Origin of the sequence: Paenibacillus plantarum, assembly GCF_013141695.1 — a bacterium.
Classification (GTDB): Bacteria; Bacillota; Bacilli; order Paenibacillales; family NBRC-103111; genus Paenibacillus_E; species Paenibacillus_E plantarum.
Window position 1 is genome coordinate 11040 of the sequence record NZ_WHNY01000004.1, and the last position, 13553, is coordinate 24592.

The following is a 13553-nucleotide window of genomic DNA, read 5'->3' on the forward strand; positions in this document are numbered from 1 at the left end:
TTCAAATGATGAGATCGACTTCTTTTACAATTGAAATATAACTATAGGATCCGTTGCTACATTACGTACCAGTTCTCTGTAAGTCCCATTGTAAGTCATGCCAAATGTATAAGAATCAGGCAATAACTCCTTACTGATCCCCCCGCCGGTTGTAACGCCAATCGTCTGCCAGCTTCCCGCGTAGTAGGTTGCCACACCACCGTCTAACAGATTCCCTTGACTGTCCTTCAGCTGTACAGTGACCTTGACCGTCTGAAATACGACTACGGGGTCTGTTCCTGTATTTTGTACTATTTCCTTATATCTTCCCCCATACGTCATGCCAAAGGTATAGGAGCTAGGCAGTACCTCCTTGCTGATCTCGCCTCCGCTTGTATTGCCGATGGTCCGCCAGCTTCCTGCATAATACTTCACCGTACCACTATCGAGGGGATTCCCCAGACTATCCTTTAACTGTACCTTGGCCTTGACGGTCTGAAATACGACGACAGCGTCCGTTCCTGTATGTTGTACAATCTCCTTATACGTTCCCTCATACGTGATGCCAAAGGTATAGCCCTTATCCTGTAAAGATTTGCTTGCATTTCCCAAGGCATCCGTTACGCCAAAATCTTTCCATCCGCCGTCGTAGTATTTAACCACTCCGCCGTTTAAGGGATTGCCGGTACTGTCCTTGAGTTGAACCTTCACCGTTGAAGCGGCAAGATTGAAGCTTATGCTCTTGGCTGTCTCGCTGTTGCCCGCTGCGTCGGTTGCTCGGTATAGGACCGTATAAGCCCCCTGCTTATCAAAGGTGAGCGAAGTCGTATAAGGCGTCCATGTCGCGCCGTTATTCACGCTGTAGACGACCTGCCAAACGCCAGACACGTTGTCAGTAGCGCTTAATGTGACTGTAACAGGGCTGATGTAGGTACCGCTTGGTCCGTCAGGCGCAGATGGGGCTACGACGGATGTTGTTGGAGCCGTTCCGTCGATACGGACATTGACGGTTTGCGTCGCTTCCTGATTACCAGCCAAATCCTTGCTGTAATAATCCAGCGTATGCACACCTTCGCCAGTGATAGAGATCGTATTCCCAGCGATGTAAGCTCCATGATCCAAGCTGTAGAACGTGCCCGCGACGCCACTTCCTGAGTCACTCGCAGTCAAGTGAATAACTTGAGCCGTTGTCTGCCAGCCGGATGGTGCATCACTGACCGTAACGGGAGGCACATCATCGACGGTCAATGGTCTGACCTCTACGTCATCAACATAGAACGGAGTGCCGTTACCCTGAGTTTCGGTGTATAAAAACATGGTCGTTTCGGTTACAACACCCGTTTCATTAATAATCAGACTCCCTTGCACTTGTTTCCATTCTGTAGCATTTAGTGATGGACTGACGAACATAATATACTGCCTAATCACAGGATCACCGTCTACCTTATATTGCAAACCGATCCTGATCGTCTCGGTTGCGGTAGGAGCAGATGCTAGTTTCGCCCAGGTTGAATAGTAATAGGGTTTGCCTTTTACAAGTGGGACAGGAAATTTAACGCCTCCGTATTTATCTGTCTTCGTCAACAATAAGGACTGCTGGCCCGAATGATGTTCCGTCGAAGTCAGGGAAGGCACGGCCTGATAAGCGTAATTAGGAGGGGCTAACGTACTGTCTTCCATGCCAGGATCTACAATAAGGTTTGTGCCTTTTACCGCGTTCGTCGGTGCTGTTACCGTAACCGTTGTAATGGCCCCAATGCCCGAATCATCCGAGGTTGCTTTAATTTGGGTTATGCCCGTACCCACGCCTGTAACCATCCCATTGGCATCGACGACCGCCACAACCGTATTGGCGGATTCCCATTTGATCACCTTATTCGTTGCATTGGCCGGTGTTACCGTCGCGACAAGCGTTTGCTGATTGCCGAGCGGCAAGCTGAGTGAAGTTGGTGTTAGCGACACCCCAGTAACCGCAACCGTAGCATCTACGGTGACGAGCACAGATGCGACTTTCCCGCCATCTACCGTCGTTGCCGTTACGGTTGCCGTGCCCAAGCTTGCACCATACACCATGCCGTTCATATCCACGGTCGCTACACTTGGATTGCTCGAACGCCAGATTAATTCTTTATTGCTTACATTCACTGGTGTGAACCCAGGAACCAATGCTTTGGTTTTACCAACACCTACCATCATTGAGGTCGCACCAAAACTTATATTCGATGGATGAACCCAAACCGAACTTCCCGAATCTGTTATTGGCTTAACCGCAACGTCATCGACATAGTAAACGCCGCCTGGATTGTCAATCTCCGTATAGAGATACATCAGAACATTCGTTACGACTCCTGATTCTTGAATCGTGTAAGTACCTTCGATCTGTGTCCACTCTCCCGCTTTCAGACCAGGGCTTGTGAAAATAATGAGTTGCTTGGGAGGACCCCCGTCCAAGTTATATTGGATTCCCACCCTTAAAAATTCATTGGTCGTCGTGCCTGTTGCCAACTTGGCCCAAGCTGAGTACGTATACGGCTTGCCTTTTTCCACATTCACTGGAAAACTAATACTGCCGTAACGTGTCGATTTCGTGATCTTGACGGACTGATGGCCGCTATGTGATTGTGTCGTATCCTTTGCAGCAGTCGCATTCTGCAGCATATATTGTGAAGTTGTACTTCCTTCAAATCCCGGATCTTCAATGAGATTATCTCCTTTTAGTGCAACAGTTGGCTTTATTTCCAATTGTACGGAATCCAAACTGAAAGCTCCGGAAGCCGTAGTTGGCACAACTTGGAGCTGTTTGATAGTTCCCGTCCAAGCAGCTAAGCTTGATGTATCAAACACATACTCGCGATAAACGGAATCATTTGGGAGAATATAGGAAGAGATCATTTTCGCCTCATTCCAACTGGTATCCCCGGTCGTCGTAAAATAAATCTTCGCCTCTTCGCCGCTTGTCATATTGTTCATGCTGACTCGAATCCGCCTAATATCAGAAGCCGCAATATCCAAAACGTCCGGTGAAAGAATAGCAGGCTGCACACTTCCGGAAATCCCATTTGAAGTTCCGCTGAATACACCATTCGCCACGACGGGATTCGTGATTTGGCTGTTAGCCGTCCAACCGCTGCTCGTCGCAAAATCCCATGTGATCGCCGTTGGATACACACTCACTTTTTGCGCAGTGGCATCCCACTTCGCAACTGCGCCAAATGCTTGGCGAAGATAGCTGAGAGGCACCATCACCGTTCCGTTCGTAAGCTTGACAGGCGCATGCTCTAACGAAATCGCCTGACTTCCCTTATAAGCGATGCTATCGCCAACCTTTACTTTATAGACAACGTTATCTTTCACAGCCAACAGAGTATTCGTCGCAGGGTCCCATTCCGGCTTTGCGCCGATTTGCAGGTACATATCTTTCATGGGAACCATGACGATGCCATCTTGTAAAAGCGCAGGCTGGCTGAACGGTTTGTAAGTGCCGTCCACGTAAGTCCGAATACCCGGCTGCGGAGAATAAATTGTTCGAATGTAATCAATACTGATCGGTCCTACAGCCGAAATTGGATCGATCCGCATTTGCCGGATAGTCCCCGTCCAGTTCTTGTTTCTCCACGCCTCAACAATGTACTCCGTATAACCACTATCCAACGGATTTACAAAGAAGCCGACAGCTTTAGCCTCATTCCAGGTTCCATCTGTCTCCGTCGTAAAGAAAAAGCGGCCGTCAATATCATTCGCACTGTTCTTCATTCGAATCACAATATAAGGAATATCCTCTGCCTTAATCCCGAGGTGATCAGTGGAACGTATGCCGGGATCGGTATTGTTCGTTACCCCCGAAAAACTGCCGTCCTGTACGGTCACGCCTACAATCTGCTTCTCAACTGTCCAGCCCTCCGCGTCGCCAGGCGTATTGAATTCCCACATGTTCCCGTAGACATTGGTCATCACTGGCTGTGGTTGGTTCAAATTAGGAACCACTCTCCCCAAAGGATACAAGGTATTGATCCGATCCTTCTGAGTCTGCGTCGGTACGCTGTCCGTATGCTGTGTACTGCTTCCAAACACATTGCGAATGGCATCCACATAACCGAAACCGGCTAGCCCGGCAGGCATAATAAAGTGACCTTCTCCAAACTCATTCCAGTTATCTAACATCACCAGCTTCTTGCCAAGACTGCCCGCAGGAAGCGATGGCATAAAGCTATCCTTCGTCCACTGCGCCAATGACTGGAATTCCGACGGCGTCGCATAATAACCGAAGTTCAGGCCCCAAGCCGTATCATCTCTCCCCATGCTCAAACCGGGGATAATATCAATAGCACCGGCATCTTTCTCTTGCGTCATTTTCAGTTTCTGAAATTCCGGATGGCCACCGAAGGAGCCCCAGGAATACGCATATACCGCATCAAAGCCGACCGCTTTGCGGTTCAACAATTGCTGCGAATCCGTCCCGTTATACACATTCAGCAGAATAATATCCGCAAACCCCGCTTTTTTCACTTCGCTTCGTAAGTAGTCCAGTTCCGCCTTAGCGGTCGAAATACTGTTGCCAAAGGCTTTTATCATCTCCTCATAATTGTAGATTGTAAAGACAGGTTTATTATCAATGGTCAAATAACGCGGATCTTTAAAGTAATATTCAATCCAGTAAGGAACTAAGTTCGTTCGGAAATCTGTTGCGTCTTTGACTTTAGAGTTTAGATTTTCAAACATAATCGCAAATTTAGTTGTATCGCTATACGCGCCATTAAAATAACCGTTATCCAAAGCATGGGATAAATACGAATCTTTAATCGGCATCCGATCCGTATCTCCGCCAAGCGGTCTGAACCAGCAGGACATCTGGAAATCGATCCCGTGCTCTTCCAGCCATTTCGACTCCCAATCCGCCGTTTCCGGGTTGCCTTCATCATAAAAACCAAGAAGAGGTGTCCGATCCGGGTACGGTTGAATCATATCCCAACCCAGATGATGGCCTTCTCGCCACATCGGGCAGCTTTGAACGCCCACTTTCGGAGCGCCCTCGATCTTACTGACCGCAACAGGAGCCGGTACATAGTCAGCCGGGAGGGGCAACGTTTTATACAAGAGAATATCGTCGAGCCACATCTCTCCCCGATATGAAGCGGAAGTTGTAAATTTGATGCTGTCAACGGCTGTCACGCCTGAAGCGAGCGCCACACCTTGCTTATCAAGCTTATCATTGATATAAATATCCGCTGTAGCCGTCGCCCAGTTCACCTTGATCTGAATGTGCGTCCACAGATTCGCTAGATACGCGTATTCCAACGGAACAGATTGCCCGCTTCCGTTGACATAAGCCAATTTATCGCCCGCTGTCGTTAATTTAATGACGCTCGTCGTGCCACTCCTTAACTCAGCTTCCAATCCATCCCCTTTCTGCTTGTAAAGAACCTTGAAGTCGTAAGTAAAATTATCTGCCATTGGTGTTATCGCTTTAGACAGACTCATACTGCCGGTGCTACTAGCCGCGTTCAGCTTCATGCTGTTAATATCCGGCTGCGGGGAACTAAGCATGCTGCCGACGGTGATTGCGCCGCCTGACGTAACCGTAGTCCAATCCTGTGGAATCGCGCCACCATTAATGACCGAAATCAGCCTCTCATTGACGGCGTACCCTTTATAAATTTTCAAAGGGCCAAAGAAAAATTCCCCCATGGAGGCATCGCCCGTTTTCACTTGAAACTGATTCAAATTCACTACGGCATTTTTGAACGATGCTCCGTTTGCCTTCTTTACACCATTGATGTACACATCCGTTGTGTGCGCGTTCAGGTTGATTACAACCTTGATTCCATACTCAATGGTCGCTGCATAGGTTTGCAAGGGCAGCACGGTGTTTGCGGAAGTCTCCAGACTAAGCGTATTATTTTGCGTTATTAGGCTCACGCCTACGACCTCATCGCTGAGCAACTGCCACTTCAAGCCGTCAATGACTGACATAGGCTTAATGCGAAATTCCATGGTCAGATTACCTGCGCTTTGCGAAACAAACTTCTTGTTCATCGAAACAGGCAGTACCGTGCTCGTATCGCTGATTTTGAAATTCGTGTTATACAGGGAGACCAGCGCCCCTCCTGCAGCGCGAACATCCCACCCGGACGGCTGGCTATTCCCTGGCGTCAAGGCTGACATGAACGAAAAATCGTCGTCAATCAAATAACCCACTTCCGGATTGGCGACATCCGCTCTAACTTGCGTTGGCTGAAACATGAAAATGACAGCGTATACAAATAAAAATGTAACGATTATGCCTAACAGCTTTTTACCCATCATTAAACTCCCTTTCCTATTGGATTAGCTTTTATTAAAAACAATGACCCTACTTTTAATTAGTAGAGTCATTGTTGTCACGAGTTTAACTTTATTTATTACTAGCCTTCCAAGCATCATATTGCTTCTGAATCTCAGCCATTATTTTATCTATACCTGCATCAACCAGTTTCTTCTTCGTATCCTCAACATACTTCGCGTAGTCCGGCATGGATCCCGTCGTAAAGATCGGGTTTGCCTCTTTATTGACGGCATTGATTTGTGCAATTTCCGTTTTGACCGGCTCGTTGTTAAAGACGAATCCGAGCAGACCTGATGCCTTACCGTTGTCGTTTGTTTTTCTCATCGCTTCCAAAGCTTTCGTTGAATTCCAGTTGGAATCCCATTGATCCCAAAGCGGCCCAAGCCAGTTGTGCCAAATCGCCCATGTTTGTTCAGCACCGCTTTTTGCTTCGATCGTTGGGTTAGGATCTTTAACCGTACCCGATTTAACCGTGTAATTTTTACCTTCAACGCCATAAGCAAGTGTATTCAATAAGTACTTGTCACTCCAAATATAATCGAGCAGCATCATCGCTCTTTCTGGATTCTTCGACGTTGCACTAATCGCTGTCGCAGCAGCAGTCATGGAAGCAGTTGAAATGGTCGGCTGGGAGCTGAATGTTTCAACCGTTGGGAATCCATACGTGCTCGTCGATTTCGACCCATCCTCGGTATAACCGCCTGAATCACGCAGCACGGCATATTTTCCGGATTTCGCTTCAGCTAGATAATCTGTTTTGATCGCTGCATCCTTGGCAATGTAGCCTTTCTTATAGAAATCATTCATGACTCTATAATTTTCATAATTTTGTGGAATATCAAGGGTTTTGACGAATGTACCATCCTTCTCGCTGAAAGATATGCCACCAACGACAGTTGTATAGTCGGGTAATCCTACACCAGAGGTCGCTCCATTAGCCGTTGCAATGACTGGAATCATATTCGGCTCATTTTCCTTAATTGTCTTCAAGAATGGCTCTAAATCACTAAGACTCTTGACGCTCTTATAATCAAATTTATATTTTTCAACTAAATCTTTTTTAAATACGTAGGCAGATGCCGGACTGTAAGGGGTCTGTGCAGGAATCGCCATGATTTTCCCTTTATAGGTAACTGCCTTCCAAGCGCGAGGATCTACTTTCTTCAAAATATTTTGACCATACTTCTGCAATAAGTCATCGAGGGGCATAAAGGCACCCTTTTGCACATTCGCATTTAAGTTATTGGACGAATTAGAGGTAAATACAAGATCATAAGGCTCGCCAGCAGCTGATTTCAACTTGATTTTATCTTCCCAGCCCGCATTATCAATTAAGTTAAATTTTACATTGGCATTCAATTTTTCTTTGATCAGTTTGTTCGCTGCCGCTTCAACCGCTTCCTGATCCTTCATATTGTCGATCGGTTTTGGCATGTACCAGCTAATATCCACATAATCTTTCGTCGGACTCGTACTTGCCGTACTTGCTGCCGTACTAGCAGCTGGGCTTGCGCTTTCACTCGTTTTGTTATCCGTACTGCAGCCGCTAATCACAATCGTTGTTGCAAGCAAGACGGATGTTCCTGGTCCAAACCATTTTGAAGCTTTTGTTTTTTGACCTTTCACGTGGATTGCCTCCCTTATATTGTCTTTATATAATTTACAGACGCAGCGCGTTTCTCCTGCACCTGAAACTATTAACCTTTGACAGACCCTACCGTTAACCCCTGCACAAAATACTTTTGGAACAGTGGGAAAACAAGCAGCATCGGTCCTGCAGCCAAAATACACATCGCCATGCGAGCAGTTAAGGAAGGTACTTGCATACCTGGTTTCACAAGTCCATATTGAATGGCCTCAGCCGAATTCAAATACTCCATATTTTTTAGAACACGAATAAGTAAATATTGCAGCTTCATTAAATTGCTCTGATCCATGTAAAGCAAGGTCAGCCACCAATCATTCCAGTATTGGAGAGCAAAGAACAGGCCTAATGTTGCCAGTGCTGGTTTGGATATTTGCAAAACAATTTGGGTAAATATGCGCAGCTCGCCTGCGCCGTCCATTTTAGCTGACTCGATGATGGCATCCGGTATGGTCTGCAAGAATCCTTTCATGAGGAGAACGAACCAACCGCTAATTAGATACGGCAAAATGAGTGCCAGGATATTGTTGCGGAGTCCCAACCATTTCACCATGAGAATATAAGAAGGAACCATCCCTCCATGAAAGAGCATCGTGAAGAAGATGAAGAAGGCAAGGAACGTACGGTAGGAATAATCTTTGCGCGAAATCGCATAAGCGTAGGTCGTGGTCACCCACATCCCAATCAAAGAACCGATGACCGTCGTACCGATCGTAACCAGATAAGAGTTCAGCAGAACAGTTGGCTCACGCAGAATCACCTTATACGCATCTAACGTAAAGTTCTTAGGGATCATGGAATACCCATATTTGATAATGTCATTTTCCGTTTGAAACGAGGTGCCGATAATGACAAGAAAAGGAAACACACACACGGCACACAACAAGATAAATAGGATATGAATCACTAATTTACCCGTTGTTAGTGTAGGTCGTAACCGAATGGCTTTTTGAGGATTCATAGTCGATGCTCCTTAGAAAAGTGAATTTTCAGGATTAATCCTTCTCACGATAGTATTGGTACACAAAACGAGGCAAAACCCGACGATCGATTGAAAAAATCCTGCTGCTGATGCCATCCCAATGTCCCCCATGTCAATCAGAGAACGATAAACGAAAGTATCAATGACATCTGTTGTCTGATAGATCAAGGATGAATTCAACGTCACATTGTAGAACAAACCGAAATCACTGTAGCAGATACTTCCGATTTGAAGGATAACCAACATGGTAATCATCGGTTTGATCATCGGAATTGAGATTGAAAATGCTTGGCGGAACTTACTTGCTCCATCGATTTTCGCAGCATCATAATACTCAGCATCAATCCCCATCAGAGCAGCGTAATAGATGACAGATCCATACCCGAGTCCCTTCCAAACAGCAGCTGCCACTAGGATGTACGGCCAATACTGAGGTTCGCTGTACCAGAGGATGGGTGCTTTACCCACGGCAACCAAGATGCTGTTAATAACACCATGATCCATATCAAACAGCGCCCTGAAGGCAAAGCCAGCAACCACCCAGGAAATAAAATAAGGAATGAATAAAATCGTTTGATACACCTTCACAAATTTTCGACTCAGTTCAAATAACAATAAGGCAATGACGATGGAGAGAAACGTCCCCAAAATAATGAATACCATGTTATACAGGAGCGTATTGCGTAGAACACGATAAAGTACATTGCCATTAAATAGGAATCCGAAATTGTCTAACCCGACCCAAGGGCTATTCCAAATCCCCAGATTGTACTTATAATTCTTAAAAGGAAGCAGCAATCCGTATAGCGGCACATAATTAAAGAGCAAAATCAAAAGGAAACCTGGCAGTGCCAGCAGGGTCACTCCGAAATTTTTCTTGAAAATTCTTACCATCCATCCAACACATCCTAGCTTTGTAATTTTGTCTGCCATCTTGGTCGATATCCCAACTTTAGGTGATGCCCAAGGGAATGTATATTATGAACTAGGCATTTTCCTCTAAAAATGTGTAGTTAGCTGCCTTTCCTTGAGGATAGAAAACTCCAAATCAAGTGAGTTCCTCTAACCTTCGTAGGCATGGAAAGGAAACTGCGTTGTATCCTCCACCTTAGGCGAATGATATTGTATACTACACACATGAGAAGACATGGAGAGGAGCGTAAACATGCGAAAAGCAGTAGTGCCCTATCGCTATATGATCGATGAATTTCTTACTCCGTCTTTTCATTTCAGTATCTCCGAGTATGAGGTAAGTCGGTTTCACGATTTGCATGGCCATGAATTTTTTGAGATGGAGATTATTTTATCTGGAAAAGGCACACAAATTTTGAACGGAGAGTCGTCCCAACTCACCCCCGGCTCGGTTTACCTTTTAACCCCTGTCGATTTCCATACGATTACTCCTGATCCTGGTTTTCCTCTTCGTTTAATTAATTTGAAATTTACCGAGGAGTGGCTCGATGAGGAGTTGCGACTCTTGCTCTTTAGTCAGCCGAATCGCTTGTCGGTTTGTTGTGAGGGTGAACACTTGGCTGACATCGCAAAGGAATGCCGCCGATTATTAGCGGAAAGCACAGAATCCAGAATTGGCAAAAAACAAGCGATCCGTGCCACATTGGACAGATTGCTTGTTGATCTGCTGCGTATGATTCCGACTGATCCTCATCCAGTATTGGAAAACACTTCCATTTATGTACCGGGACGGATCAAACTGCGCAAAGCCTTGAACTATATCGATTTCCATTTTCGTGAACCGATTACGCTTAAGCAAGCTGCAGCACATACACCATGGAGCCCGAACTATTTTAGCGAAAAATTCAGTACCATTATCGGTCAATCCTTTCAGCAATATGTGCAAGAGCATAGGCTTCAATATGCCCATAGGTTGCTGCACAATTCCTCCTTACCCGTTACGGAGATCGCGCTGGCTTCCGGCTTTAATTCTTTGCCTTATTTCATCCGTTGTTTTAAAAGTAAGTATGGGTTGTCTCCGCGTGCTGGGCGGCGGGTTCTGTGAAGGAGTCCAATGACAAAAAAGCTTGATTTCTCAAGCTTTCAGCAACGGGACAAAAGCTTGGAAATACAGCCAGTGCCCGTAATCATTCGGATGATTGATATTGTTCAGGAGCAGACTTCCCGGCGATTTGCCAGCAGCCAGTTCCCGCTCCCATACCGCAGTGACGTCAGCCACGCCGACACCGTATTCCCGGCCCAGCCGGCGGATGATTTCCGCATACCTGCCAGTCGATCCACTGGAATACCACCATTTCGGATTCGGCAGGCAAGGCGTCACGAGCACAAGATCGCTGTTGTCCAACTTCTTGACGGCCTCGATCATTTGACATAGATTACTTTCAAAATCCGCCGGCGAAACGCCCACTCCTTCCCCATATTTGTTCTGATCGTTCATCCCGAATCCGATGATTACGAGATCGGGGCTCAAAGGAATGACATCGCGCTGTATGCGATTTTTTCCATCTTTGCTCGTTTCACCGCCGACTGATTTGTTCAACAGACGGATTCGGCTGCGCGGATAGTAGTCAGTGAGAAATTGATGAACCCGGTTGAAGTACATAAACTTGTCTTCACTCGCCTCCCCACCTGCACTAATGCTGTCACCAAAAACAACGATTGAGCTCTCCTCGCCGGTTTGCAATTTGGAAAGCCAGCGCTCCATCCTGGCTCGATTTCCGCTATCGTGGGCTACAATATAGTCCGTAAGCGGATCGTTCTCATACATATAACCCCCATACACGGTAAAATCACGATTGCTGCAGTTTTTGAACGCTGCATGATCAAACACCGTTTGGCCGTATAATTCGTGACGGGACCAATCTGGGATCCGGCTTTGCTTCGTCCGGCGAATGACACCGCGATCGTAATCGACGACATAGTCTATTCCCTCTGTGTAAATAATATTGCCCGGATGATCTTCATCCGAATGACTCCGCAATTCCATCCCCTGCTTGGCTAAAGGGCGGTATCGGATAGACACGTTCTCTTCTTTTACAAAAATGAATGCTTCCGCAGTCTGTTTGCGGCTCTCTGGATTCATGGGCACACCACTCCTTCAATTGTAAAATCATATTCACCCGAGGTCAGTCTCATTTCAAATCCTTTGGATGTTTTGTTACATTGGAAGCCGTCAAATCGTTCATTGAACAAAATGAACGCCTTGCTTCTTTAATGCTTCATGCAGCTTCTCCATAGGAACGTCCCTTAGCTTGCAATGGCTGTCTATCGCAATCGAAGCAGCTACCCCGGCCGCTTGACCAAGTGCGTAGCAAGTAGCTTGAATGCGCATCGATGACATCGCAACATGGGTGGCGGAAATAGCGCGTCCCGCTACCAATAATCCTTCCACGCTTGCAGGTACCATACAGCGATAGGGGATGTCATAACCATCTATATGCCGCTCATCGGTAACCTTCGCACCATCAGGACTATGGATATCAATCTCGTAGTTGGTTTGCGCCGCCACATCTGGGAAACGCCGCCCCGCCATTAAGTCCTCTTCCGTCAACGTATATGAACCAACAAGCTGATTGGTCTCTCTAACTCCAGTTTGAGAAGCAACATGGGAAATCGTGTACGTCTCAAAACCATTGCGCTGTAAATAATGGGCGATAGAGAAAACCTGTCGGAGACACTCCTTCTCTGCAAAATTAACATCGTCGATTTTCGCGCCATTTCCTTTCACCCGACTCATATTAACTAGCAGCGTGCCATCGCCCATTCGCTCCCAATATAAGTGCCGCCCTTGGGGCAAATCCTCCGGCTTTTCATAGTAATAGCATCCTTCTGGCAAATAAGCTTGTACAGGAACTCCTGTATTCTGCATCATAAACATCAGCGTCATGGGCTGTGTCATCCCATCCGATTCGCGACCTGAGGTGTAGGCAGCGCCAGCATCGATCGCAACACGAGCATCTCCCGTGCAATCGAGGAACACAGCGCCTTCTACTGCCCTTAATCCTTCACGAGTGTTGATCATAACAGCGCTCATCTGATTCTCAATGAGAACGGATGATACAAAGCTTGTATGGTAGCATACTTTCACATGCTCGCGTTCCAGCTTTTCATTTAAATAATAGCGGAGCCGAAAAGGATTAAATTGATGTTCTAATCCTTCCTCATGCCCATTCGGAAGATGTGCAGAAGCAAATTCAGCAATGAGCTCCCTGTAAATGCCCGTACAATTGCCAACTTTCATAAAAATACTCACATTGCCGAGCGTCCCCATCCCACCAAGTTGAGCCGTATGCTCAAGAAGGATGACCTTTTTCCCATGGCGGGCTCCCGCTATGGCTGCAGCAACACCTGAAGGTCCTCCTCCGATGACCACCAAATCAGCTCGATCGTAGACTGGAATCTGGCGGTGAAGCTCATAATGATTCGTAACCATGTGACGACCTCATTTCTCTCGATTACTTATGCTGCCTTCCTACCTGCTACACAACTCCACTTTAGGTGATGATTTCGCGAAAGTATATTTCACATTACGCATTTTCCTTCAAAATGAGTCATATCCGAAGATCCTGCAAGTATTCTGAACATACGGCAAGTTTTATCCTAACCTCCCTTTTACAATGAGTACATAGCACTTAATTGAGGGAGGTTTTCAA

The 13553-nt window shown here is 46.4% G+C and carries 7 protein-coding genes; 1 reads left to right on the plus strand and 6 read right to left on the minus strand.

Annotation, left to right across the window (positions count from 1 at the left end):
• Positions 1-24 precede the first annotated feature (24 nt).
• The 4 genes from GC096_RS00060 to GC096_RS00075 form a co-directional block, all read right to left on the minus strand.
• Positions 25-6282: an OmpL47-type beta-barrel domain-containing protein gene (locus GC096_RS00060; RefSeq protein ID WP_171628263.1), complete on the minus strand. Its 6258-nt coding sequence runs from the start codon at positions 6280-6282 to the stop codon at positions 25-27.
• A gap of 88 nt (positions 6283-6370) precedes the next feature.
• Positions 6371-7927, minus strand: coding sequence for an ABC transporter substrate-binding protein (locus GC096_RS39270; protein WP_171628264.1), 1557 nt, complete (start codon positions 7925-7927; stop codon positions 6371-6373).
• 71 nt (positions 7928-7998) lie between these two features.
• Entirely contained in the window at positions 7999-8907 is a 909-nt protein-coding gene (locus GC096_RS00070) for a carbohydrate ABC transporter permease (protein WP_171628265.1), read from the minus strand.
• Between the two features lie 12 nt (positions 8908-8919).
• On the minus strand, positions 8920-9822 hold the full coding sequence (locus GC096_RS00075) for an ABC transporter permease (protein WP_171628266.1): 903 nt from the start codon (positions 9820-9822) through the stop codon (positions 8920-8922).
• Positions 9823-10093: 271 nt separating this feature from the next.
• Between GC096_RS00075 and GC096_RS00080 the strand changes: the two genes are divergently transcribed.
• Positions 10094-10945, plus strand: a complete 852-nt coding sequence (locus GC096_RS00080) for an AraC family transcriptional regulator (RefSeq protein WP_171628267.1) — start codon at positions 10094-10096, stop codon at positions 10943-10945.
• 30 nt (positions 10946-10975) lie between these two features.
• On the opposite strand, the gene GC096_RS00085 is transcribed toward GC096_RS00080, so the two are convergent.
• Positions 10976-11983 (minus strand): SGNH/GDSL hydrolase family protein, encoded by a 1008-nt coding sequence (locus tag GC096_RS00085; RefSeq protein ID WP_171628268.1) that lies wholly within the window; start codon positions 11981-11983, stop codon positions 10976-10978.
• A 99-nt stretch (positions 11984-12082) separates the two neighbouring features.
• Complete coding sequence (locus GC096_RS00090) at positions 12083-13333, minus strand: FAD-dependent oxidoreductase (RefSeq protein WP_171628269.1); 1251 nt, start codon at positions 13331-13333, stop codon at positions 12083-12085.
• Positions 13334-13553 lie beyond the last annotated feature (220 nt).

Coding starts and splice junctions, on each gene's coding strand:
- GC096_RS00090 (WP_171628269.1), bottom strand. CDS start 13,333: ATGGTTACGAATCATTATGAGCTTCACCGCCAGATTCCAGTCTACGAT.
- GC096_RS00085 (WP_171628268.1), bottom strand. CDS start 11,983: ATGAATCCAGAGAGCCGCAAACAGACTGCGGAAGCATTCATTTTTGTA.
- GC096_RS00060 (WP_171628263.1), bottom strand. CDS start 6,282: ATGATGGGTAAAAAGCTGTTAGGCATAATCGTTACATTTTTATTTGTA.
- GC096_RS00070 (WP_171628265.1), bottom strand. CDS start 8,907: ATGAATCCTCAAAAAGCCATTCGGTTACGACCTACACTAACAACGGGT.
- GC096_RS00075 (WP_171628266.1), bottom strand. CDS start 9,822: ATGGTAAGAATTTTCAAGAAAAATTTCGGAGTGACCCTGCTGGCACTG.
- GC096_RS00080 (WP_171628267.1), top strand. CDS start 10,094: ATGCGAAAAGCAGTAGTGCCCTATCGCTATATGATCGATGAATTTCTT.